This window comes from Flavobacterium sp. (assembly GCF_004211145.1).
Taxonomy (GTDB): Bacteria; Bacteroidota; Bacteroidia; order Flavobacteriales; family Flavobacteriaceae; genus Flavobacterium.
Genome location: NZ_SEBS01000020.1, coordinates 1 through 26878, shown reverse-complemented (window position 1 = coordinate 26878; position 26878 = coordinate 1). Strand labels below are relative to the sequence as shown.

Here is a 26878-nt window from a genome sequence, read left to right as displayed (position 1 = left end):
TTAAACAGAATTAACTCTTTCCCCTTATGAAAATCCTAAAAATACAGGCTTTGCGCGGCCCGAACATTTGGAGCGTGCAACGCAAAAAGCTTATACAGATGCGCCTCGATCTTGAGGACATGGAAGAAAAACCGACGAACAAGATTCCCGGCTTCCGCGAGCGCATCGAAAAACTGTTGCCGTCGCTGTACGACCATCGTTGTTCTGAGGGCATTCCGGGCGGATTTTTCTCGCGTATCGAACGCGGAACCTGGATGGGCCACGTGATCGAACACATCGCGCTTGAAACCCAGACGCTTGCGGGAATGGAAACCGGATTCGGACGCACGCGCGAAACCAAAACGCCAGGAGTTTACAATGTCGTATTCAGCTATACCGAGGAAAACGTAGGATTATTCGCTGCCGAAAGTGCCGTCGCCATTGCCGAAGCGCTTATCGCAGGAACCGAATACGACCTCGAGGCCGACATCAAGAAAATGAAGGAAATCCGAGAGCGCGACAGGCTCGGCCCGTCAACCGGAAGCATCGTCGAAGAAGCGGTCGCGCGCGACATTCCGTGGATCCGATTGGGCACGAATTCACTCGTACAATTGGGTTACGGCGTGAACCAAATGCGTTTCCAGGCAACGATCACGTGCAAGACATCGAACATCGCGGTCGACATCGCCTGCAATAAAGAGGAAACAAAACGCATGCTCGACATGAATTCGGTTCCGGTTGCGAGCGGAAGCATTTGCGTCGACGAGGAAGACCTCAAGGCGACAATCGAAAAAATCGGCTATCCGATCGTTTTGAAACCGCTTGCGGGCAACCACGGAAAAGGCGCGTCGATCAATGTCCGAACCTGGGACGAAGCCGTTGCAGGACTTGCCTTCGCACAAAATTACGGCCGACGCGTGATCGTCGAAAAGTTTATCACCGGATTCGATTTCCGAGTGTTGGTCATCGACAACAAACTCGTCGCTGCGGCCAAACGCGTTCCGGCTCACGTCGTCGGGAATGGCGCCGATTCCATTCAGGCGCTCATCGATGAGACGAACAAGGATCCGCGTCGTGGTTATGGACACGAAAATGTGTTGACCGAAATCTCAGTCGATCGCGACACCACGGATTTACTCGAAAAACTGAATTATACGCTCGAATCGGTTCCGAAAAACGGCGAAATCGTCTATTTGAAATCGACCGCGAACCTTTCGACGGGCGGAACATCGGTCGACGTCACCGACATGATGCATCCCGAAAATATTTTCCTTGCCGAACGGATTTCAAGGATCATCGGCTTGGACGTCTGCGGCATCGACATCATGGCCGAAAACCTAACACAACCGCTCAAGGAAAACGGCGGTTGCATACTCGAGGTCAACGCCGCTCCGGGATTTCGCATGCACTTGGCGCCGAGTGAAGGTTTGCCAAGAAACGTTGCGGCTCCCGTAATCGACATGTTGTATCCTCCGGGAAAACCGAGCCGCATTCCAATAATTGCAGTTACGGGAACAAACGGTAAAACCACGACGACGCGACTTTTGGCGCACATCGTGAAAAATAACGGGTTCCGCGTCGGGTTCACGACCTCGGACGGCATCTACGTCCAGAACCACATGATGGAAAAAGGCGACACGACCGGACCGCTTTCAGCCGAATATATCCTGAAAGATCCGACGGTCGAATTCGCGGTTCTCGAAACGGCCCGCGGCGGGATCCTGCGCTCAGGACTCGGTTTCAGCCGTTGCGACATCGCGATCATCACGAACATCCAGGAAGATCATTTAGGTTTATCCGATATTCATACGCTCGACGATTTGGCACGCGTGAAAAGCACGGTCGTGAAAAGCGTCAAGAAAGACGGTTGGGCGATCTTGAACGCCGAGGACGAACATTGCATGAAAATCGCGTCAGACTTGAGCTGCAACATCGCATATTTCGCCATGGACGAGGAAAATCCGACGGTCAAAAAACTCAGCAAAGAAGGAAAAATCGTCGCGGTCTATGAAAACGGATTCATCACGATCAAACGTGGCGAATGGAAAATCCGCGTGGAAAGGGCAACGCACGTACCGCTGACGTTGGGCGGAAAGGCGAAATTCATGATCGCGAACGCGCTTGCCGCAACGTTGGCCGCCTACCTGTACGGTTTCAAAACCGACGACATCAGCCTTTCGTTGCAAACGTTCATCCCAAGCGTGGCGCAGACTCCGGGCCGAATGAACATTTTTGATTTCAAGAAATTCAAGGTGCTTATCGATTTCGCGCACAATCCGTCGGGCTATTTGGGCGTCGAGGATTATTTGTCGAGCGTTGAGGCGACCAAGAAAATCGGGATCATTTCAGGTGTCGGCGATCGTCGTGACCAGGACATCCAGGAATGTGGAAAAATCGCGGGACGAATGTTCGACCATATCATCATCCGACAGGAAAAATACCTGCGCGGACGAACCGAACAGGAAATTATCGACCTTATTCTAGCGGGCATTCAAGAGTCGGAATCGGGCAAAAACGTGACCTACGAAATCATTCCCAAGGAAGTCGAGGCGATCAAACACGCGATCAATTCGGCCGAGGAAGGCACGTTCATCACCGCTCTGAGCGATGTCGTGACCAACGCGATCGACATCGTGCAGGAATATCTGGATAAGGAGAACGAGGAAGGCTCGATCTAACACCGACCGCATATTTTTTAGCCGCGGATACGCGAATTTCAAACTGTTCGAAATTCACGTATTCGCGGCTAACTTTTTACTTCGAATCAGTAACGAATCGTTCGCTTCGATGACAAACGTTTACATTTGTATCCCAACTACATTCTTATGATCAGAAAAATAATTTTGGCTTTAAGCCTTTTCATCGCCGTTTCAGCGTCGGCACAAACCAAAAAAATAACGCTCGAAGACGGCGTCCTACAGCAGTTCCGACAGTTTCGCGCTGACGGAATGTCCGGTTTCCAATGGATTCCGAATACTGACAAATACGTGTATTTTACCGATTCGGGCCGCAAACTCATGATGGCATCGGCGACTCACCAAAAAGCCACCGAAATTTTTACCGTCGACGACCTGAACAAGATCATGGGCGTGAATTTCCGAGGATTTTTCGGTATCGAATTCAAGGATGCGAACACGTTCGTGATGACGAGTTCGAATAAATTCTTCGAGTACGACATCAAGACAAAAACGGGAAAATTGGCGTCGGCGATTACGCTCGAGGCCGAGAACGTAACGTGGAGCGACGACAAAACCGCGGTCGCTTATACTGAAGGTAACAATCTTTTCGCCAAGAAAAATAACAGGATTTTCGACGTAACCGCCGAAATGAATCCTGGAATCGTTTCGGGGAAATCGATCGCGCGCAATGAATTCGGCATCGATGGCGGAATCTTTTGGTCGCCAAAGGCAAACCTGCTCGCGTTTTACCAAAAAGACGAGACCGAGGTTGCGGATTATCCGTTACTCGACATCAACGAAACGCCTGGAAAATTGGAAAACATAAAGTATCCGATGATCGGGCAGAAAAGCGAAAAACCCAAAGTCGGAATCTTCAATCTGGCTTCTGAAAAAACGGTCTTCATATCGCCACGCGGTGCGGCCGACGATTACCTGACGAACGTTTCATGGACGCCCGACGAGAAATTCATCCTGATTGCCGAAGTTAACCGCGCCCAAAACCACATGCATTTGAATTTATATAATGCGAATTCGGGCGCTTTCGTGAGAACTTTGGTCGAAGAAAAATCAGATGCCTGGACTGAACCCGAACACGCGGCGTTCTTCCCGAACCCGAAATCGAACAACTTCGTCTGGACGAGCGAAATCGACGGATTCAACAATTTCTACTATTATTCGATCGACGGAAAACTCATCAAGAAATTGACGTCGAACAAATTCATGGCGCGCGAAATCATCGGTGCGAATCCTGCGGGAACTGAATTTTACTTCAAGGCGACAGGCCCGAACCCGACGAATATGCTGGTTTACAAAGTCGATCTGAAAGGAAAGCAGACGTTGCTGACCAAGGACGAAGGCACGCATTCCGTTGCGATCTCGACCGATGGAAATTGGGTTTTCGACGAATTCTCGAACCATTCGACTCCCGGAAAATCCCTGCTTTGGAACAAGTCGGGAAAGGCGACGACGTTGGTTGAAAGCGCGAATAAATACAAGGATTACATCATCGGGACGTCGGAAATCAAGACGATCAAGGCCGCCGACGGAACGACAGATTTGTACACGCGTTTGATCAAACCAAGCAACTTCGACGCATCCAAAAAATACCCCGTTCTCGTTTATGTCTACGGCGGGCCGCATGCGCAATTGATCACGAACTCATACCTCGACGGAGCGAACTTGTGGATGTATTGGATGGCCGAGCAAGGTTACCTGGTATTCACGGTCGACAATCGCGGCTCGGATAATCGCGGCGTCGCATTTGAAAGCGTGATCCACGCGCGCGTCGGCGTGAACGAGATCGACGACCAGATGAAAGGAGTGGATTACTTGAAATCGCTCCCGTATGTCGACGGAAATCGGTTGGCGGTCCACGGTTGGAGTTTCGGTGGTTTCATGACGACATCGCTTATGTTGCGAAAACCCGACGCGTTCAAAGTCGGTGTTGCGGGCGGCCCCGTAACCGACTGGAAGTATTACGAAGTCATGTACGGCGAACGCTACATGGACACGCCGGCCGAGAACCAAAAAGGTTTCGACGAGGCCAGCACGTTGAATTACGTGAAAGATTTGAAAGGAAAATTGCTTTTGATCCACGGCACGAGCGACGACGTTGTGGTGATGCAACAAAATTTCGCACTCATCAAAAAGTTCGTCGAAGCCGAAAAACAAATCGACTTTTTCGCGTATCCGATGCACAAGCACAACGTGATCGGCAAAGACCGCGTGCACCTGATGCGGAAAGTTCTCGACTACGTGATCGACAACAACAAATAAAAATACCACTATAAAATAAAGCGTCCTCGGGCGCTTTTTTTATGCCCAGCCTTCATTGACGACCTTCGAGATCAACTCATAAGTCGATTCGCAATTGGCTTTTCGAAGTATGTTCTTGCGATGCGTGTCGACGGTCGCTTTTGAAATGTGCAATTCCTCGGCGATCTGTTTGCTGCCCAAACCCGTCGCCAAACGCCTCACGACTTCGTTTTCGCGTTGGGTAAACAAACGTTGCGTGGGTTTGAAAATGTTTTCGACTTCGACATTCACGTACGACGGTTCGCCTTCGAGCCCGATGAACGACAACATGGGTTTTCCTGTTTCCTTTAAATGCGTGATATCGGTATGGATGCCGAGCGAACGCAACAGGCTGCCGTCTTGCTCGAATTCGATGATGACCATCTGGTGCAGGATTCTCACGTACTTCCCTGAGTTGTTGCGCACCCGGAAATCGTAACGGATTTTGTATTTGCCAAGTTTATCGTGCGGAAGTTGCCTGAAAAACGTATCGACCGTTTTCTCGAAATTGAGGAAAACCGGCTGATCCTCAGGATGAAGATGACTCAGGTGCTGACGCGCCGAAATCGTGTCGTCGAAACCAAGCACGTCATGGATCGACGGACTCAGGTAATCGAAATCGCCGTTCTTGACGTTGAAAATAAAGTAATAGTAGTCGCCGACCTGAAACATACTGAGTAATTTTCGGTGCTTTTCAAGATCAAAGCCCGATTTCGCGAGCGCGCCTTTGCCCGAAATCCCGTCCCAAATCTTGTGTGCTTCCCCGAAAAAATCCAACTGCTGTATCATGCGGGAAAAGTACACACAAATGGGTAGGTAAAAATATGGTTTTCCGTAAGAGGTTTCGATTTTTTCCCCTAAAGTTTAACCACGCGTGAAAGACAATTCGTGCATTCGGGTCCGGCTACTGTTAATTGTCATTCCCAAATCAGCCCAATTGACTATTATTGCGAAAAAAATATGATCTGGCCGATTTCATCCTACAACAACATAATCAAACGTCGCAATCAGGTCGAAAACGCTCGCGCGGCCGTAGAAACCGTCCTTAAAAACCGATACGACCTGATCCCGAACCTCGTGGAAAGCGTCAAGCAGTATATGCGCTACGAAGAATCGACGCTCGCGAAAATCACCGAGATTCGGAATTCGGTGCCACGGCACGACACTTCGGCCGAAAGCCTGCAGAAAGAAAACCAATTGAGTCGTTTGCTCGGCGGAATCCTTGTCTCGCTCGAAAACTATCCGGATTTGAAATCGAATACGAATATGTTGCAGCTCCAACGCTCGATCGCTGAAGTGGAAGAAGAGATTTCGGCGGCGCGAAGGGCGTTCAATGCGGCCGTAATGGCATACAACAACAGCGTCGAGACATTCCCGTCAAACATCGTTGGAAATATCATGGGCGCGAAACGCATGTCCGCCTTTGAAGCCGCGGCGAACGAACGCGAAAATCCATCGGTAAAAAACCTGTTCGATGCAAAATAAGGTTTCGACGACGTTCGATTCGTCCCGTTTCGACGCCATTCTCGACGAGATGGAAAACAAGCGGGTCGGGCAATCAAAGACAATAACGAACAATGAAATCCAAAACCAAAAAGACAGGCGCGCCATAAACATCGGCACGTTCTCGATGGGTTGCGGTTTCATGGCGGTATCCGGAATCGGCATGCTGGTATTGTTCGTCGCGTCTATTTTCGCGATGCTTTACTTCGAAAATCCGTTTTTCGTCGTATTGCCATTCATATTCGGTCTTTTCATCATGGTCGCCTTTCCAATCGTGGCGATCCTGTTTTTTATGAAAAAGCAGAAATCAGTACAGCAACGAACCAAGACGAACTCACTGATAGCAACCGAATACTACGTCGATTTCAAAGACAAATTGATGCGTGAGATCGTGAAATCGTTCAACGGGACGTTTGAATATTTCCCGAAAAATGCGATCAGCGCGAAAGACTTCGCCGCGATGGAAGTGTATGCCAAAAACGCGATGGCGTATCGAGGCGAGGATCTGATCATTGGGAAAATCGGTGGTACGAACGTCGAGATGTGCGAATTCGCAACGGCAAAAATATCGGGCCTTTTCATGGTTGCCGACTTCAACAAACGTTTCAGGGGCGTGACCAAAGTACTCACGAAAGTCTGGGGCAAAAAATCGCTCGACATCCCGTTGTTGTTGCTCGAGGGAGAAATCGAAATCGATACCACGGGAAATTTCGAGCAATACGAAAAAGACAGGAAACGATTCTCGGGCGCGACCTTGGAAGATGTTGAACTTGAAAACATTGACTTCAACGATCGGTTCGACATCTATTCGTCAAACCAAATCGAGGCGCGATACATCTTGTCGTTGCGGCTTATGGAACGCATGGTTGATTTCAACAAATCGAACGATTGCGACATGAATTTCGTCTTCGCGAACTCAAAGATGTACTTCACGATCCATTGGGGCGCGAATTTGCTCGAACCGTACGACATCCACACGAACCTTCGAGAAAAAAAGCTGGACCTCATCAAGAAAGTGCACACGGAACTTTCCCATTGCATCAAGATCGTCGAAGCCTTGAATTTGAATGACGAACTTTGGTATTCGAGATAACGATGCTTGAATGATTACTTCAACTGCGTTTCACGCGTATTCGGAGACGTAGCGGCCGCGATGGAAGCGGTTAGCCCACAGCGATACAACCGGATTTTGCCGATGTGCGTCCGCGACCGGAGGAAGCGCGTTGCACGGCGTTGCAAAATGCGGTTGTATGCGAGGACTAAAAGCGGACAGCGCGAATCGCCGCCCAAAAACAAATCAGGTTTTTTGTTTTTTCTTGCGGGCCGCAGGAAACAAAACGTTGTTGAGGATCAGGCGATAACCCGGTGAATTCGGGTGTAAGTCGAGAACTGTTGGTTCGTCGCCCACGCGGTGTTGATAATCTTCAGGATCGTGGCCGCCGTAGAAAGTGAACATGCCTTTGCCTTTCTGGCCGTGGATGTAGCGCGCCTCTCCATTGATCTGGCTCTCGCCGAGAACGAGAACGTTCGACTTCACCAATTCGCGCTCGAACGACGTCGTCTGGCCCATGAAACCCTTGACCAACTGGGTGTGATTTTGGCACAGCATGCTTGGGATGACGTCCCATTTCGCCGAGAAATCCATGAGCGTGAAATAATCTTTTTCGAATGGGATCCGACGTTTTTCAGTCATGTCGATGTCAGAGAATTCGTAGCGTTCCGGCCGTCTTTCGAGCGTAAAATCCTTGAATGCGAATGATCTCGTGTAGTCGAGTTTGGATTGGTAGTTGGCGTCGCTCGCGTCCCCGTCGAACATGGGTTCGCAGATGTCGATGCCCTCAGCCGCGAGCGCAATGTCGAAACTGTCGGTGGCCGAACACATCGCGAACATGAACCCGCCGCCGATCACGAAATCGCGGACTTTTTTGGCGACGGCTAATTTTTCCTCGGAAACTTTATTGAAACTGAGTTTTGCTGCGAGCGCCTCGGCGTTTTTCTTTTCTTCGATATACCAAGGCGCGTTGCGGTACATGCCGTAGAATTTCCCGTATTGTCCCGTGAAATCCTCGTGGTGCAAATGCAGCCAATCGTACAGCAAAAGTTGGTCGCTCATGACTTCCTCGTCGTAGATTTCGACATAAGGGATTTCGGCGAATTTCAAAACCAATGTCACGGCGTCGTCCCAAGGTTGCTTTCCTTTTGGCGTGTAGACGGCAATTTTGGGCGCTTTTTCAAGTACGACGGTTTCCATGTTCTGCGACGGACTAGAAATTTCATCTAAAATGGCATTGGCCTGGGAATCGCTCAACACTTCGAAACTCACGCCGCGGATCTGGCATTCCTTTCGGATCTCGGGCGCGTCGGGCAACAAAAACGAACCGCCGCGGTAATTGAGCAGCCAACTCGCTTTGTACTGTTTATCGAGACACCAATACGTAATCCCGTATGCTTTTAAATGGTTTTGCTGCGTGGTTTCATCCATTGGGAGCAGGATGAAATTGGCTTTGGCCGTTGCCGATAGTATCAGGAGAAAAATGAGTAGAAATTTGCGCACGGACATTTGGAGCATTTTTTTCAAAGATAAACAAATTCGACACGCTGCGCTACAGACACGCTTAGCTTTGGACACGCCCTGCGGGCTGTGGACAAGCGCTTCGGATTTGCATTGATAGGTCATAAGAATTCCAAGTCAATCGGAAAATATAAAAATCGAACGCATTAAAAATCCCGCCAAAAAAAAACGGGACAATATTCTTGCCGAAACCGAATCCAAAGCGAAGCGCGTCCAAAGCACAGCGTGTCCAAAGCGAAGCGTGTCCAAAGCGACGCGCGTCCAAAGCGCAGCGTATCCAAAGCGAAGCGTGTCCAAGAGCGAAGCGTGTCCAAAGCGCAGCGTGTCTAAAACGGAACGTCACTATCGTCGTCAAACGAATTCGAACTGCTCCCAAACGCCTCATTCGCCGACGGCAAGCTCTTAGGAGAGAACGGCATGTCCTCGTTCATCTTCGAAGAGAATTCCCCGAAACCGCCGCCATAATCTTCAAGGTTGTCAAATTTACCGAGGTTTCCGATGAACTTGAGTCGAATGTTTTCAAGCGACCCGTTACGGTGTTTGGCGATGATGAATTCGGCCTGGCCTTCAGTGGGTGAATGTTCGTCGTCGTCCCATTCCTCGATCTTGTAATATTCGGGTCGGTAAATGAACGACACGATGTCGGCATCCTGCTCGATCGCTCCCGATTCACGAAGATCCGACAGCAACGGACGCTTGCTCGAACCACGCGTTTCCACGGCACGCGACAACTGCGAGAGTGCGATCACGGGAACACCGAGTTCCTTCGCGAGCGCTTTAAGGTTACGCGAAATGGTCGAGATTTCCTGTTCGCGGTTTCCGCCGCCTTTGCCATTTCCGCCGGCCGTCATGAGCTGGAGGTAATCGACGATGATCATCTTGATTCCGTATTGGGACGCCAAACGACGCGACTTCGCACGCAAATCGAAGATAGAAAGCGAAGGCGTGTCGTCAATGTATAAAGGCGCTTTCTCGAGGTCTTTTACCTTGGTCGAAAGCTGTTCCCATTCGTGTTTTTCGAGCTTTCCGGTACGCAGTTTTTCCGACGACAATCCGGTTTCACTCGAAATCAGACGCGTAATGAGCTGCACCGACGACATCTCGAGCGAGAACAGCGCCACGGGATGTCCGAAGTCGATCGCCATGTTGCGCGCCATCGAAAGTACGAACGCGGTCTTACCCATACCCGGACGAGCCGCGATAATGATAAGATCCGATGGTTGCCAACCGGAAGTCACTTTGTCGAGTTTTTCGAAACCCGTCGCGACTCCTGAAAGCCCTTCCTTGTTCGCGATTTCCTCGATGCGTTTCTTGGCCTGGATCACCAAACTTTGCGCGGTTTCCGACGAACGTTTGATGTTTCCCTGCGTGACTTCGTACAGGCGCGATTCGGCCTTGTCGAGCAAATCGAAGACGTCGGTGGTTTCATCGTACGATTCCTCGATGATTTCCGACGAGATCCGGATCAGGCTTCGTTGGATGTATTTCTGCAGAATGATGCGCGAGTGGAACTCGATGTGAGCCGACGACGAGATCTTTTGCGTGAGTTGGATCAGGTAAAAATCCCCGCCGGCCAACTCGAGTTTCGCGCTCTTTTTGAGTTGGGTCGAAACCGTTAATAAGTCGATGGGCTGGGAATCGGTGAATAACTGGAAAATAGCCTCGAAAATGTGCTTGTGCGCGTCTTTGTAGAACGCGTCGGCGGCGAGGATGTCGATTACTTCGTCGACACCTTTCTTGTCAATCATCATCGCACCCAAAACCGCTTCCTCAAGCTCGATGGCCTGTGGCGGGAGCTTGCCTTTCTCGAGGTTGATAATCGTCGTTTTATCGACTTTGACAGGGCTTATATTTCGGAAATTTTCCATGTGGCGAAAGTAAGCTAATTTTATACGTTTGGCGTACCGGAGTTATACAGTAGCCAATGTTGATAAGTCGTTTTTTATTGTTTATAACGCAAAAAAAATCCGAAACCACAGGGCTTCGGATTTGATATCGTCTTTCAAGTCGTTTACTCCTTGAACTCGCCCATTTTGCTGTATTTGTCCATTCTTTTGGCTACCAATTTCTCTGTTGATAAATCTTTGAGTTCATTGTAACCTTTAAGGATGTATTCCTGCACCGTTTTGAATGCGGTTTCCCTGTCGTAGTGCGCGCCTCCGAGTGGTTCGGGGATTACGTCGTCGACGAGGTTTTGTTTCTTCATGTCGGTCGAAGTCAATTTCAACGCTTCGGCCGCCTGTTCCTTGAAATCCCAGCTTTTCCAAAGGATCGAGGAACACGATTCGGGAGAAATCACCGAATACCATGTATTTTCCATCATGAACACTTTGTCTCCTACGCCGATTCCGAGTGCTCCGCCCGACGCGCCTTCACCTACGATGATCGCGATTACGGGAACTTTTAGTCGGATCATTTCAAAAATATTGCGTGCGATCGCTTCGCCTTGTCCGCGTTCCTCGGCTTCCAATCCGGGATATGCTCCGGGCGTGTCGATGAATGAGACTACGGGAATGTTGAACTTTTCGGCCATTTTCATGAGGCGCAATGCCTTGCGGTAGCCTTCAGGATTCGCCATTCCGAAGTTGCGGTATTGACGCGTTTTGGTGTTGTAGCCTTTTTGTTGTCCGATGATCATGAACGACTGGTCGCCGATTTTCCCGAGACCGCCGATCATGGCCTTGTCGTCCTTAAAGCTTCGGTCGCCGAACAATTCGAGGAACGTTTCGCCGCACAATGCACGCACGTAATCCATCGTATACGGGCGGTTCGGATGTCGTGACAATTGCACGCGCTGCCAAGCCGTAAGGTTCTTGTATATTTTTTTCTTGGTTTCTTCCAGTTTCTTTTCGATCTGCTTGCAGGTGTTCGTCACGTCGACGTTGGATTCCTGCCCGATGATCTGGCATTTGTCTAACTGATCCTCGAGTTCCTTGATGGGAAGCTCAAAATCTAAATATTCCATGCTGGCGTTTTTAGTTTAGTTGAGGGGCAAAGATAGGAATTGTTGTTGTTTTTTGTTCATTTGAGTTTTGTTCATTTGTTCATTTGAGTCAAATTTTGTCATTGACAAATAATAATACGCAGTGAACACATTCAACGGAAGACAAAAATCAAATGAACAATTGAACAAATGAACAAACCTCAACTTCTCGTCCGCTGCTTCACAATCCCATTCAAAACCACGACCGCAATAATCAACGCCGCGCCAAAGTAAAACGGCGTACTCATGCGTTCGGTTTCGCCGATGATGAACCAGGCCATCACGATGCCGTAAACCGGTTCGAGATTCGTGGTGAGCATGACCGTGTAGGGCGTTAGTCGGCGCATGATTTCAACCGAAGCCGTGAACGCATATGCCGTGCAGACCGAAGCGAGCAAAAGTAAAAGAAGCCAATCGTTTCCCGAAAGTTTAAAGAAATCGGGCGTAAAGGAATTATTGATCGCGAGATAAACTGTCACGAACAAAAAGCCCGAGACGAATTCATAAAGCGTAATGACCGTCGGGTTGTGTTCCTTTGTGAGTTTGCCGTTCAGCAATGTGAAGATCACGCCGAAGAACACCGACGTCAGCGCCAAAACCATTCCCGTAAAATACCGAAATTCCACATTCAAAATCAGGCACAAAGCCGCGATGATGACGAGTCCGAACAAGACCTCGTACCAAAGCATCTTGCGATCGTAGAAAAACGGTTCGAGCACGGCCGCGAAAAATGCGCCCATGGAAAACATCGCAAGCGTAATGGAAACATTCGAGACCTTGATTGCCGTGAAGAACAACACCCAATGGATTGCAATCAACAATCCGACGAAAGTGAGCCGCAGCACGACTTTCCACGGTAAAATAAAGGGTTGTCTCGTAACGACGAGATACGCGAAAAGGAAAACCGACGCGAGCAACATGCGGTACCAGACCAAATCCGTTCCGCCGATCGAAATCAGTTCGCCGAGCACGCCCGTGAATCCCCAAATGAAAACGATCAGATGAAGATTCAAATAACTTTTGAGGTTAGCGTTTGGCATTTCGCAGTAAATAAACCGCTAAAATACCGAAAATGAAGTTCGGAAGCCAAACCGCGAGAAACGGCGGGATGCTCGATTTTTCAGCCAATGTCCCGAAGATCTTGTCGAAGAAAACGAACGCGAACGCAATCAAAATCCCGATCGCGAGGTTCATTCCCATTCCGCCGCGACGCTTCATCGACGACACTGAAACCGCGATGATCGTCAGGATGAACGCCGAAACCGGCAAGCTGTATTTCTTGTAAAGCACGACCAGATACGTATCGATATTGCCCGATCCGCGTTTGCGTTCCTTCGCGATGAAGTCGTTGAGTTCGCCCAAAGTAAGCGTTTCGGCTACGTAGACCGTCGGTGTCAATTCCTCGAAATCGAAACTGAAGACCGTGTCTTTTTTCTCGGCCGATTTGATCCGGTCGCCAAGTTCGCCCACGTTTCGACGCGTATAGTTGAACATGGTGTAATTCTTCTTCCTGACGTTGTATTTGATGCGGCTCGCAGTGATTTTATACTCGAGTTTCTTGTTCTTGTCGAACTTTTCAAGCGTAAAATCGAAAGCCATTTTGGAATTTTGGTTGAAGTTGGCGACGTGGATGAAGACGTCGTCGTTGATTTGTCGGAACACGTCGGTATTCTTGCGCATCTTTTCTTTTCCGCCGCCTTTGAGGTATTCGTATCGGAAGTCGTTAAAACCTTGGCTCGCTTTGGGAACGATGAAGAATCCGGCCAAAAGCACGATGATCGAAACGATTGTCGCTCCCACGATGTACGGACGCAAAAATCGCGTGAACGAAATCCCCGAACTCAAGATCGCAATGATCTCAGTGTTGTTCGCCAATTTCGACGTAAACCAGATCACCGACAAAAACAGGAAAATCGGGAACAGCAAATTCGCGAAGTAAATCGTGAAGTTCAAATAATACAACGCGATCTCGAGAAACGGGATCTTGTTCTCGATCATCTTGTTGACCTTTTCGCTCACGTCGATCACGATCCCGATCGGGATAAACATGAGCAACATCACGGCAAAAGTCGCGAGGTAACGTTTTAGGATGTAGAGATCGATTATTTTCATTAGACGAATGACCAAAGACGAATGACTGAAGGACAGGCTATCGCGTTAAAATTACCGTTTTGTTTTCCTGTTGACATATATTGCTATCGCGGTTTAAACCAATTTTTACTACAATCCAAAAAATACGAACGTCCGCACTTGACCTTCGGTGATCGACTTTTAGACTAAAGTTGCTTATCGTTATTCTTTTGTCCAAAGTCCTTCGTCGTTCGTCATTCGTCATTCGTCATTCGTCTACAATCTACAATCTACAGTCCATCTGTTTCACCATCTTCTCCTTCCATTGCCTAAAATCTCCCGCTAAAATACGGTTTCTCGCTTCCCGAACCAACCACATGTAAAACCCGAGGTTGTGGATCGTCGCGATTTGTTTCCCGAGGTATTCGTCGGCCACGAAAAGATGGCGCAGATATGCTTTGGTATATTCGGTGTCCACGAACGTGTGGCCCATTTCGTCAAGCGGGGAAAAATCGTCGGCCCATTTGCGGTTCTTGATGTTGATCGTTCCCTGCGAGGTGAACAACATTCCGTTTCGCGCGTTTCTCGTTGGCATCACGCAATCGAACATGTCGATGCCGAGCGCGATGTTTTCGAGAATGTTTATCGGAGTTCCGACGCCCATCAGATAACGCGGTTTATCTTCAGGTAAGATCGCGGTCACGACTTCGGTCATCGCGTACATTTCCTCGGCAGGTTCTCCGACAGACAACCCTCCGATCGCATTCCCGACCTGTCCCGAATTTGCAATATATTCCGCCGATTGCTGGCGTAAGTCTTTATATGTACTTCCTTGTACGATCGGGAAAAACGCCTGCTCGTAACCGTATTTGAACGGCAATTTATCGAGGTGGGAAATGCAGCGGTCGAGCCAACGGTGCGTCATGTGCATCGAACGCTGGGCGTAGCGGTAATCGCAGGGATACGGCGTACATTCGTCGAACGCCATGATGATGTCGGCGCCGATCGTGCGTTGGATTTCCATCACATTTTCGGGCGTAAACACGTGGTACGAACCGTCGATATGCGACTTGAACTTCACGCCTTCTTCCTTGATCTTGCGGTTGGCCGACAACGAATAGACCTGGTATCCGCCCGAATCGGTCAAGATATTGCGGTCCCAATTCATGAATTTGTGCAAACCGCCGGCCTGTTCGAGTATGTGCGTTTGCGGACGCAAATACAGGTGATAGGTATTTCCGAGAATGATATCGGGATTGATGTCGTTCTTAAGCTCGCGCTGGTGCACGCCTTTTACGGATGCGACGGTTCCGACGGGCATAAAAATCGGCGTTTCGATAACACCGTGGTCGGTAGTGAGTTTGCCCGCTCGCGCCTTGGTTTGCGGGTCTTTGGCTAATAGATCAAAAGTCATGTTCGGCAATTACTGCGCAAAGATAATTTTTTGGCGTTTTGGCGTGGTGTTATTAGTGGATTATTTAACATTAGTGGGATTGGCCGATTTTATCGCTCGATTTAATTCTAATACTTCTGCTGCGTTCGGTACGCTTATCTGCACAGGAAAACAAAATCGACAGCCTAAGAACAATCGTCAAATCAAAAACCAGACGCGATTGCAGTGACCCGTTTGATGCACCCGACTATCTTAAAGCTTCAATTTTACTCTTTTTGTTTCATCTCTTACCAACAAACCGTACACGAATTGCACTTCAACGAAATTTCCTGCCATTCATCCTCAAAATGCAATCCTTAACATTGCAGTTTGCTGGAATTCATATATTTGAGTCAAAACCACCAAGGATTTGGATTTCAATATTTACAACAGCATCATTCTCGCGGGCATCATTCAAGGGCTGATTTTTGGTGCCGTCGTGGCGTTCTCGAAAAAATACCGCTTCGCTCCTACTTTGGTTTTGGGCGCGCTGATCGCATTTTTTTCGCTGAACAATCTACAATATTACTTGTCTGAAGTCAGACTCATCACGTCCGACCAACTCTTCGGGATCATGTTCATGCCATACCAATTGCTCACCGGGCCGCTTTTACTGCTGTACGGAATAAAACTCATGCGTCCGACGGCAAAAATCAAGAAGCGGACTTTCCTCCTATTTCTACCATTCGCGCTGATTTTCGCGCTTTCGCTCTACTACAAAATCATGTATGTGAGCGGCAGTGCCACGAAAGAACTTTCCGAGATTTGCCGGTTGATGCTCGGCGTGATGGAATTTTTCGCGATTCCGTTTGACCAGATCATCGTGCTTTGGCTGCTTTGGGAAATCCGTAAAGTAAAAAAACACGATGCCGCGACATTCAATTTATCGAAAGTGCGGCCTGAGCTCGGCTGGTTTAAAAACATCCTGATCGTATTCTTTTTCCTGAGTTTCGTTTGGCTGTACATCACGTTCATGACGTTTGTGGGCGGCGCATCCCAAGACCTTTGGTACGTGATCTGGATCGCGATTTCGGTGATGATCTATTGGCTCGGTCACATCGGAATCTACAAATTCGGTGTCATGGAAGAACGCAAAAAAATGCGCACGTTTACGCTCGACCAGACATCGCTTCCCGTGTATGAAAGACAACGAAACGAACACGTCGCGGCCTTCGAATTTTTGATGATCGACCAAAAGCGCTTCCTCGATTCGACCTTGACGCTCGACAAAGCCGCCGACGAACTGAAGATCAGCAAAAGCCACCTGTCGCGAATGATCAACAGCGAACTCAAGACGGGTTTCCCCGATTACATAAACGCGCTGCGCGTGGAGGAAGCCAAAATCTATCTTCTGCATCCGGATTTCTCGAACTACACATTGGTCGCGATCGGGCTCGAAGCGGGATTCGCGTCGAAAACCACGTTCAACAGCACGTTCAAAAAAGTCACGGGTTTCACGCCTTCGGAATTCAAAAACCAAAGCAAGATCATCCCGATTCGCCAACTTGAAAAACCGGTTGCGTGAACCTCAACATCTACAATAGCCTAATTCTCGCGGGAGTCGCACAAGGTTTGGTGTTCGGGGCCGTCGTGCTGTCGACCAAAAAATACAGGCATCGCGCCACGATGTTTTTGGGTGCGATGATACTTTGTTTCTCGTTGAGCAACCTGCAGTATTTCCTACTCGATTCGGGCGTTCTCGACTGGGCGCAGTTCACGACTTGGGTGTTCGTGCCTTGGGGAACGTTGGTCACGCCGCTTTTTCTGTTTTTCGGATTGAGTTTTTTGTATCCCGACATAAAGTTCTCCAAACGGCATTACTCGTTTTTCCTTCCGTTTTCACTGAGCATGCTTTGGATGGGAATCATCCGGATTTTCGTGATTTTCAGCTGGGACGACACATTTTTCGACGACACGTTCGACATTTTCTACGCGATGAACGAAATGGTCGGATTCACATTAAACGGCGCGATCACGGTGTTCTTGCTCATGTCGGTGTTTGAATTCGAGAAAGACCACAGCACTTTTGACGGCACGACGGTCAAAGTCGGCACGAAATGGTTCAAGATCACGCTGTTCGGGTTGTTCGCGATTTCGATTCTTTGGATGTACATCACGATTTTAAATACCATCGGGCCCGAACTGCCACTGTCGTATTATTATCCGCTGTGGCTCGCAATGTCGATCATGGTTTATTGGCTCGGACACGTCGGCATCTACAAATACGGGATCCGGGAGGAACGCCAACGCATTCGCAACCACGTGATCGAACAGATCGCAGCGCCGATCGCCAAACCTAAAAGCGATCGCATCTTTGAAGTCGAAAACCTCATACTGTCGCAAAAACGGTATCTCGACCCAAATTTGACGCTCGATTCTTTGGCCGACGAACTCGGCATGAGCAAAAGCCATCTGTCGCGCATCGTGAACGCGTCGTGGCAGACCGGTTTTCCCGAATACATCAATAATTTGCGCACCGACGAGGCGAAACGCTACCTCAACGATCCCGAATTCGAGAATTACACCTTGGTCGCGATCGGGCTTGAAGCGGGATTCGCATCGAAGACGAGTTTCAATACGGCATTCCGGAAAAATACGGGCATGACGCCGTCAGAATATAGAAAATCGGTGCGAGAATGAACTTCAACGTCGTCAACAGCATCATTCTCGCGGGCGTCGTCCAAGGTCTCATTTTTTGCGGCATCGTGTTTTCGTCGCCCAAATACCGAAATCGCACGACGACTTTCCTGGTTTTGATGATCTTGTGTTTTTCGATGAGCAATCTTCAATATTACCTCGACGACACGAACGTTGTCTCGCGCGAGGTTTTCACACGTTTCATCTATGTGCCGTGGGCCGCACTGGTCGCGCCTTTCCTTTTGCAGTTCGGATTGAGTTTCCTGAACGAAAAACCGCTTTCCAAAAAAGTGCGCTGGATGTATCTGCCGTTCGCGTTGAGTTTCGCATGGATCTGCGCTGACCGGATCAGCGATTTTTTTAATGTACGCGAGAAGTTTTTCGACGACGCATATTTGTATTACGCCGTCATCGACGAGGTCGTCCCGATCCTGATGAACATGGTCGTCGACATCGTCTTGCTCGCGAAAATCATAAAGTTCGAGAAACAGCACAGTGATTTCGACGTGAACAAAGTCGTCATCGGGCTCAAATGGCTAAAGGCGATCCTGATTTTCCTTTGGCTGCTCGCGATCCTGTGGATGTACCTTTTGGTGTTGTTCTTCTTGGAAGACGAATCGGCGATCTCGCTGTTCTATCCGTTTTGGATCGGATTGGCGATCTTGATCTACTGGCTCGGCCACATCGGAATCTACAAATACGGCATCCGCGAGGAACGCAAAAAACTCCGTTCGTTCGCCATGGAAACTTCACATTCCATCACGACTACGCCCAGAAACGACCACGCGTCGGCTTTCAAAGAATTGGTTTCAGGTCAAAAACTCTTCCTCGACCAGAATCTTTCGCTCGATTCGGTGTCTGAAAAATTGGGATTGAGCAAAAGCCATTTGTCGCGCATCATCAATTCGGAACTCAAGACCAGTTTCCCCGATTACCTGAACCAACTGCGCGTCGACGAAGCCAAATCCTATCTCGCGAATCCCGATTTCTCGAATTATACGTTGATCGCGATCGGGCTCGAAGCAGGTTTTTCTTCGAAGAGTTCGTTCAATAACGCGTTCCGGAAAATAACGGGGGAAACGCCATCGGAGTTCCGAAAAAATCTTTAGAGCAGACAATTTTCCACTACGCATTCCGAAAAATCCGCCGTACCGACAACCGTGTTCGGCGCCGATGTACCATTTTACTCATTTCTGTAAATCCTGCAAATTCGGGGTGTGCCAAATATTGTCATCACAAATACGTCCTGTTTTTTGCGTTTCCGCAATAATCTGAACGTTGCTGATTTTTTGTTAAGATAATTTTAACCTGCCTCTTCTACCCAACTTCACGTCCTGAAGCTCAAAACCACAAATTATGAAAAATCGTGTTTTGGACGGGATGAATTTTCTCCGTTCGGCAGGAAAACTGTCATCGTACTACAGCGATTCGTGAGCCAGCAAAACTTTCAGGCAAACCAATCTTTTAACTCACCAATCTTTATTTTATGAAACGAATTTTATTATTGCTGGCAATCGCCATGTCGTTTGCGTCCTACGGCCAAAAAACCTGGGACGGATCGACCAACAACAACTGGAACGTCGCCGACAACTGGACGCCGGTAGGAATTCCGACCGCAACTGACGACGTCATCGTTCCAACGGGAAGCACGATGACGATAAACGTCGCGGCTTCGATAAACTCATTGACGCTTCAAGGCAACGCGAATGTGACGCTCGTAAACACATTGAATTTAGCGGCCGCATCGACATTCTCGTCAGGCACGACGTTCAACTGGAATGACGGAGCGATTGCGGGAGCGACAACAATTGCGGCTTCGGGATTATTCAACTTAGCGACTTCAGGCAGCCGATACCTGCAATCCAATATCGTGATCAACAACTCGGGCACGATGAACGTCACGGGAAGCGGCGTCACGTATTTTTCTGACGGAACGATCAACAACACGGGGACTTTTGACGTCCAATCGTCGGGAACCATGAGCTACGTCGGCGGTTCGACGCACCTGTTCAACAACACGGGACTTTTCAGGAAAACGGCAGGCGCGGCGTTCACGTTTTCGAGCGTTTTCCAAAACCAGCCTTCGGGAACTGTGCAGATCGAAACGGGCGCCGTCACCGTACAAGGCTTGACCTCGACTTTCAACGGCGGAACGTACAATATTTCATCGGGCGCAAGCTTGAACTGGAATACGAACATCAACCTTTCGGGGATTTTCACGGGGAATGTCGCGGGCGCGATCAACTGGAATAATAATATTTTTGTACCGACGACGGCCACGTTCAATTTCTCGGCGGGCGCATCGAACATGAACTGGAACGACGGAACGCTCAGCGGATCAGGAATTTTAACGAACGCTTCGACGTTATATTTCCCGACGTCGGGCAGCAAATACATAAACGCCAATACGACACTGACCAACTCAGGAACGATTACGATATCAGGTGGCGGCGCCATGTATATCGTCGACGGACCGATCATCAACCAAAGCAGCGGCACGATCGATTTTCAGGTCGACAACATGACGTTCAGCTATTCAGGAGGTTCGAACCACCAACTCATCAACCAAGGCCTGATCAAGAAAACGGGCGGAACGGGCAACAACAACATGACGGCCCAACTCATCAATTCGGGAACGATCCGGGTCGAAACGGGAAGCCTTTCCATGACGAATGCCGACATCCAGCTCAACGGCGGAACATACAACGTATTCACCGGCGCGGCCTTCAACACGAACAACAACGTGAATTTGAGCGGCGCCTTTTCAGGAACGCTTTCGGGCGCTTTCAACGTAAACAGCACGATGACGATCGCCCCGAGCGTAACGGCGACGCTTAATTTTTCAGGCACTTCAGGATTCACCTGGAACGACGGCGCGTTGCAAGGCGGAGGAACATTCCACAATACGAACGCGATGAACATCAGTACGGCAGGCAGTCGGTACATATATAACAATTCGATTTTGCGAAATACGGGAACGATCGACTATAACGGAAACGGTGCATTTTACATCACCGACGGAAACTTCCTCAACGAAACGTCAGGAACGATCAACTTACTCACCGACGCCACGATTTCCTACAGCGGCGGCAGCGTGCACGATTTTACGAATCACGGACTCGTTCGCAAAAGTATCAGCACCGGCAATTCGACACTTACGGCGCGCACGATCAACGACGGCACAATCGAAGCCCAGACGGGAGTTATCCTTTTCAACAACGCGGCAACCGAGTTAAACGGAGGCGTTTACAACACTATGGCCGACGCTACGATCCGATTAAGTTCTACGGTAAACCTTTCAGGAACATTGACCGGAACCAACAACGGATCCTTCAACTGGACATCGACCGTGACGTCGAACAACGCGACATTGGCATTGACGGGCGCGAATCCCGTGAACTGGACCGACGGCGCACTTGCGGGAGGCGGCACGCTCAACGTCGCGACAACCTTGGACCTTACCACAGGCGCCTCGAAATACATGTACAACAACAGCGTGCTCAACAACAATGGATCGGTCGTACAAAAAGACAACGGCCAGTTTTACATCACCGACGGCACGCTGAACAACCAAGCCGGCGCAACCTGGGAACTTCAAGGTTCAGGCACTCTTAGTTACAGCGGCGGTTCGAACCATTTCGCGAACAACTTCGGGCTTTTGCGCAAAACCGGAGCCGGTATTTCCTCATGTTACGCATCGTTGCACAACACAGGAACGATGTCGGTAGAAGATGGCACGTTCCAAACTATGGTAAGTAGCATCTGGTTCGATGGTGGCATTTACAATACATCGGGAACGGGAATTTTGAGTTTGGCCAACAACATCAAACTCAGCGGGACGCTCACGGGAACACAGAACGGAACTTTTCTTTGGTCAGGCGCGGTAACGGCCGACCCGGCTGCCACGTTCAATTTCGGCGGATCGAATCCGGTTTCATGGACCGATGGAACGCTCAACGGCGGCACGCTCACTTTCGCCAGCCCGGTCGCCATGTCGGGAGGTTCGAGATATTTATACAACAATTCGGTACTCAACAACGCTTCGTCAATTGCGATGAACGGCGGGCAGTTTTACATCACCGATGGAATCTTCAACAACCTCGCTTCGGGAACCGTTACGATAAATTCGGGCGACATCACCTACAGCGGCGGAACGAACCATATCTTCAACAACTTCGGATTGGTCACGAAGCCATCAGGTTCGACATCATTATGGGCGACGACGACCAACAGCGGCATTTTCGACATCAACGGAACGATGTCGGTCCAGGCGCCTTTGAACAACACGGTTGACGGAACGATCCGAGGAAACGGAACCCTAAACCTGAACCTATTCGCCTCTTTCACGAACGACGGAACTTTCGCTCCGGGCGGAACTCCGGGAACGTTATCAGTCACGAACGGCTACAAATCATCGACTTCTTCTAAAATCGCGGTCGACCTCAACGGCCTGAATGCGGGGCAGTTCGATGTTTTGGCGATCACGGGAAATTCGGTCACGAACGGTTCGGTCGAAGTTAATCTGGGCTTCACTCCCGCCATCGGAAACTCGTTCGTAATAGCAACGGTTGCCGGCGGCACAATCACAACTTGCTCGCTCCAGTCTGAAACCACGAGCATTTACAACGGCTTGCTTTTCACGTTCAGCGTCGCATGCCAGGACAACAATAAAATCGTGTTGACGGTAACTGAAATCGCAGCCGCTCCGCCAACCGCCGAACCGCAGACGTTCTGTCAAGGAGCGACGGTTTCCAATCTTGTCGCCGACGGAGAAAATATCCAATGGTATGCGAACGCGATCGGAGGTTCGCCTTTGGCCGCGGGAACTTTACTCGCGTCGGGTTCGTATTATGCAACCCAAACCGTCGATGGATTCGAAAGCGAGCGCGTTCCGGTCCAGGTAACGGTAAACGTTACGCCTCAACCGACCGCGACGTCGCCTCAAAACTTCGTGAGCGCCGCGACCGTTGCGAACTTGACGGCCACGGGAACTGCGATTCAATGGTATGCGAACGCGATCGGAGGAACGGCGTTGACATCGGGAACTTCGATTACTTCAGGAACCTATTATGTCACGCAAACCCTGAACAGTTGCGAAAGCACGCGTTTGGCAGTTGTCGTGAACGTGACCACGAGTTTCCCTTTTTATGTTGATGCCGACGGCGACGGTTTCGGAGCCGGAAATCTCGTGAACGTTCCCGCTTCAGGGCCGAACGATCCGCCAACAGGTTATTCACTCAACGGATCGGATTGCGACGACACCGATGAAACCATCTGGCAAACCGGCACATTCTACGCCGATGCCGATGGCGATGGTTACGACGGCGGGCAGGAAAGCGTCTGCTACGGAACTTCGACGCCGGCGGGTTACATCGAAACGACTTCAGGTCCTGACTGCGACGACGACAATCCAGCCGTTTTCGAAGGGACGTTTTTCTACGTCGATACGGATCTTGACACCTACGGAGGCGTCGAACAATCGTTGGTGTGCGCCGATGTGCCGCCAGCCGGATATTCGTCGGTCAACACCGATTGCAACGATCTCGACAACACCATTTGGGAATCCGAATTTCTATATGTCGACAACGACGGCGATGGCTACGACGACGGACAACAAACCGTTTGCCGCGGAACTTCAGTGCCGACAGGTTACGCCGAAACGACACTCGGAAGCGATTGTGACGACGATGACGAAAACGTATTCCAAGGTTATGATTATTTCGTGGATGCCGACGGCGATTCCTACGGAAGCACGACCTCGCAACTCGTTTGTGCCGCGAATCCGACGGTTGCTCCTGCCGGATATTCGACCAACGACGACGATTGCGACGACACCGACGACCAAGCTTATCAAACAAGTCTGTATTACATCGATGCCGACGGCGACGGATATGACGCGGGCCAGGTCTTGCTTTGCTTCGGGGAAACGGTTCCCGATGGTTACATAGATGAAAGCGCAGGAACCGATTGCGACGACACCGACGAAACGGTCTTCCAAGGCTATAATTATTTTGTCGATGCGGACGGCGATGGTTTCGGAAGCACGACATCGGAACTCGTCTGTGCCGCGAATCCAACGATCGCACCGACAGGATATTCATTGAACAACACCGACTGCAACGACCAACTTTCAACGGTTTGGCAGAATGCGTCACTTTTCATCGATGCTGACGGCGACGGTTATGGCGCGGGTCAGGAAACGGTTTGCTATGGAACAACGATTCCGGCGGGTTACATCGAAACGACTTTAGATCCTGACTGCGACGATACCGATGAAACGTTGTTCAGCACCTATTCATTCTACCTCGATTTGGACAATGACGGATTCGGCGGTCCCGAAGCATTCCAGGTTTGCGCGATCAATGCGACGACCGCGCCTGCCGGTTATTCGACCAACAACACCGATTGCAACAACACCGATCCGCTCGTGAACGCGACTTTCGGATTCTTCGTGGATGCCGACGGCGACGGTTACGGAACCGGTTCGTCCCAACAACTTTGCGCTGCCGACGCGAACACGGCTCCGAACGGTTTCGCGGTCGTAGACGGTGATTGCAACGATTCGAACGACGGGATAAATCCGGGCGCGACCGAAATCCAGGGCGACGGCATCGACAACAATTGCAACGGAAACGGCGACGAAGGCACGACCGGAATCACGACCACGATCTTGCCGGCGAACTGCGGTTCCACGTTGGCCACGATGAATTCATTGATCGGGGCGGTTTCAGTTCCGAACGCGACGTCTTATCGGTTCAGGGTCGAGAATACGGCGACGTCACAAGTGCAGACGATCGTCCGCACGGTTCCGAATTTCAGTTTGATGATGCTCGCCTCGTACGACTTCTCGACGACGTATTCGGTATCGGTCGAACTCCAGATCAGCGGTGTCTGGCAAGGCGTTTACGGACCGGCCTGTAACGTGACTTCACCGGCGATTTCAGGAGCCGGCGGCGCTCAGGTCATCCCGAGCCAATGCGGCATCACGGTTTCGAATCTCGCCACATTGTTCGCGACGAACAGCGTTGCGGGCGTCACGGGTTATCGCTTCCGAATCACGAACCTGACCGATGCGACGGCGCCGAACCAAGTCCAGGTGCTCGACCGTCAAGTACATTGGTTCGCCTTGACGATGTTGTCGACGTACACGTACGGAACGACTTACGCGATTGAAGTCGCCGTCAAAACAACGGGAAGTTTCGGGCCTTATGGTTCGCCTTGTAATGTTTCGACGGCTCCAATTCCGACGCTCGTCAATTGCGGCGCGACGATCGCCAGCGCGAATACCTTCGTACTTACGACGAGCACGAACCGCGTGACGATGTATCGATTCGAACTCACGAACACTACCAATTCGATCGTTACGATTCTGGATAGGCCGACATATTATTTCAACTTCAACCAGGTTTCAGGCTACCAGCCGGGCGCGACATACAGCGTGAGAGTCGCGTTGATGACGACGGGAACTTGGTCGATCTTTGGAAGTGCGTGTACGATTACCGCTCCGGGAATGTCAAGAACGATTCCAGGTCTTGACGAAGAGCCGCAAACGCCATTCAAGATCGTCGCTTATCCGAATCCATACGCCGAGACTTTCGCGCTCGACATGGAATCATCGAGCGACAGGAACGTCAACGTGAAAGTGTTCGACATGATCGGAAAATTGGTTGATGAGCGTGAAATCTCAGCCGATGTCATTGAAATGCAACAGTTCGGAGATCGCTATCCATCGGGCGTTTACAACATTATCGTTACGCAGGGCGCGACCGTCAAAACATTGCGCGTGATAAAACGCTAAACCTCATATTGATTTTTTTGGAGAAAGGCCGTCAGTAAGTTGACGGTCTTTTTTTTTGTAGGGTCGGACAACGAGTTCGTCCCGGAACAAAGCGACGTGCAAGCTGCGCTAAAAAATTTCACCTTCACTGTAACAATTTCGGAAGTTTCTCTTCTTTACTACAAATCATCAATCTGCAATCACAAATCACAAATCAATTAAATCATCGATCGAAACAGGAAATCCCGCACATACAGCGGGATTTTTTGATTTCTCGATGTACCGATTCTTGTTATTCTCAACATTCGGCACACCCGATTTTTCGCGACCGCATATTTTTACACTGCCAAATATTTTTAGGAAACAAAGTTTTATTTGTGGTTGAAAGGCTCTCGCAATCTTGCGCGGGCTTTTCTTTTACGCCGACGCGTCGCACAAAAAAAATCTACCTTAAAACCAATTTCTTCACCGTCGTGCCTTCATCCCAAAATCGACCAAACACCAAACCTTCAAACGAATGCCTTAACTACTCTCAACTATCTTAACTGTAAAAAAATCTTCGTGCCTTCGTCGCAGGATCAACCAAACCTAACGTCCTATCATCCAAACGAATGCCTTAACTATTCTCAACTATCTTAACCTTAAAAAAATCTTCGTGCCTTCGTCGCAAAACAACCAAACCTAACGTCCAATCATCCAAACGAATGCCTTAACTACTCTCAACTATCTTAACTGTAAAAAAATCATAGTGCCTTCGTCGCAAAACAATTAAACCTAACGTCCAATCATCCAAACGAATGCCTTAACTATTCTCAACTATCTTAACTGTAAAAAAATCTTCGTGCCTTCATCGCAAAACAACCAAACCTAACGTCCAATCATCCAAACGAATGTCTTAACTATTCTCAACTATCTTAACTGTAAAAAAATCTTCGTGCCTTCGTCGCAAAAC

15 protein-coding genes are annotated in these 26878 nt (G+C 49.6%); 8 read left to right on the top strand and 7 right to left on the bottom strand.

Going from position 1 to position 26878, the window contains the following annotated elements; translation table 11 throughout:
- The first annotated feature begins 26 nt into the window (after positions 1 to 26).
- Together cphA and EOO50_RS10610 are read left to right on the top strand one after the other, a co-directional pair.
- Entirely contained in the window at positions 27 to 2657 is a 2631-nt protein-coding gene (gene cphA, locus EOO50_RS10615; protein ID WP_290839941.1) for a cyanophycin synthetase, read from the top strand.
- Between the two features lie 147 nt (positions 2658 to 2804).
- Positions 2805 to 4934, top strand: a complete 2130-nt coding sequence (locus EOO50_RS10610; protein WP_290839939.1) for a S9 family peptidase — start codon at positions 2805 to 2807, stop codon at positions 4932 to 4934.
- A gap of 39 nt (positions 4935 to 4973) precedes the next feature.
- Here EOO50_RS10610 and EOO50_RS10605 read toward each other — a convergent pair whose 3' ends face one another.
- On the bottom strand, positions 4974 to 5741 hold the full coding sequence (locus tag EOO50_RS10605) for a LuxR C-terminal-related transcriptional regulator (RefSeq protein WP_290839937.1): 768 nt from the start codon (positions 5739 to 5741) through the stop codon (positions 4974 to 4976).
- A 171-nt stretch (positions 5742 to 5912) separates the two neighbouring features.
- On the opposite strand from EOO50_RS10605, the gene EOO50_RS10600 reads away from it, so the two are divergent.
- On the top strand, positions 5913 to 6437 hold the full coding sequence (locus EOO50_RS10600; protein ID WP_290839935.1) for a LemA family protein: 525 nt from the start codon (positions 5913 to 5915) through the stop codon (positions 6435 to 6437).
- Positions 6427 to 7548, top strand: coding sequence for a DUF3137 domain-containing protein (locus EOO50_RS10595; RefSeq protein WP_290839933.1), 1122 nt, complete (start codon positions 6427 to 6429; stop codon positions 7546 to 7548). The genes EOO50_RS10600 and EOO50_RS10595 overlap by 11 nt, the downstream gene beginning before the upstream one ends.
- 204 nt (positions 7549 to 7752) lie before the next feature.
- Here EOO50_RS10595 and EOO50_RS10590 read toward each other — a convergent pair whose 3' ends face one another.
- From EOO50_RS10590 to tgt, 6 genes are all read right to left on the bottom strand, one after another.
- Positions 7753 to 9015 carry an asparagine synthetase B gene (locus EOO50_RS10590; protein WP_290840012.1) on the bottom strand — a complete coding sequence of 421 codons (1263 nt, stop codon included), beginning with the start codon at positions 9013 to 9015 and terminating at the stop codon, positions 7753 to 7755.
- Positions 9016 to 9353: 338 nt separating this feature from the next.
- Positions 9354 to 10895: a replicative DNA helicase gene (gene dnaB / locus EOO50_RS10585; RefSeq protein WP_290839931.1), complete on the bottom strand. Its 1542-nt coding sequence runs from the start codon at positions 10893 to 10895 to the stop codon at positions 9354 to 9356.
- Between the two features lie 143 nt (positions 10896 to 11038).
- Positions 11039 to 11992, bottom strand: a complete 954-nt coding sequence (locus tag EOO50_RS10580; protein WP_290839929.1) for an acetyl-CoA carboxylase carboxyltransferase subunit alpha — start codon at positions 11990 to 11992, stop codon at positions 11039 to 11041.
- Positions 11993 to 12171: 179 nt separating this feature from the next.
- Positions 12172 to 13050: a DMT family transporter gene (locus EOO50_RS10575; protein WP_290839927.1), complete on the bottom strand. Its 879-nt coding sequence runs from the start codon at positions 13048 to 13050 to the stop codon at positions 12172 to 12174.
- The gene (locus EOO50_RS10570; protein WP_290839925.1) at positions 13037 to 14122 is read right to left on the bottom strand and encodes an LptF/LptG family permease; all 1086 of its coding nucleotides are present in this window, start codon (positions 14120 to 14122) and stop codon (positions 13037 to 13039) included. The genes EOO50_RS10575 and EOO50_RS10570 overlap by 14 nt, the downstream gene beginning before the upstream one ends.
- A 241-nt stretch (positions 14123 to 14363) precedes the next feature.
- Entirely contained in the window at positions 14364 to 15494 is a 1131-nt protein-coding gene (gene tgt, locus EOO50_RS10565; protein WP_290839924.1) for a tRNA guanosine(34) transglycosylase Tgt, read from the bottom strand.
- 388 nt (positions 15495 to 15882) lie between these two features.
- Here tgt and EOO50_RS10560 point away from each other — a divergent pair, with 388 nt between their 5' ends.
- The 4 genes from EOO50_RS10560 (at position 15883) to EOO50_RS10545 (ending at position 25947) form a co-directional block, all read left to right on the top strand.
- Entirely contained in the window at positions 15883 to 17037 is a 1155-nt protein-coding gene (locus tag EOO50_RS10560; protein ID WP_290839923.1) for a helix-turn-helix transcriptional regulator, read from the top strand.
- Positions 17034 to 18152: an AraC family transcriptional regulator gene (locus tag EOO50_RS10555; RefSeq protein ID WP_290839921.1), complete on the top strand. Its 1119-nt coding sequence runs from the start codon at positions 17034 to 17036 to the stop codon at positions 18150 to 18152. The genes EOO50_RS10560 and EOO50_RS10555 overlap by 4 nt, the downstream gene beginning before the upstream one ends.
- Entirely contained in the window at positions 18149 to 19258 is a 1110-nt protein-coding gene (locus EOO50_RS10550; RefSeq protein ID WP_290839917.1) for an AraC family transcriptional regulator, read from the top strand. The genes EOO50_RS10555 and EOO50_RS10550 overlap by 4 nt, the downstream gene beginning before the upstream one ends.
- Positions 19259 to 19635: 377 nt before the next feature.
- Entirely contained in the window at positions 19636 to 25947 is a 6312-nt protein-coding gene (locus EOO50_RS10545) for a MopE-related protein (RefSeq protein ID WP_290839916.1), read from the top strand.
- The last annotated feature ends 931 nt before the right edge of the window (positions 25948 to 26878 follow it).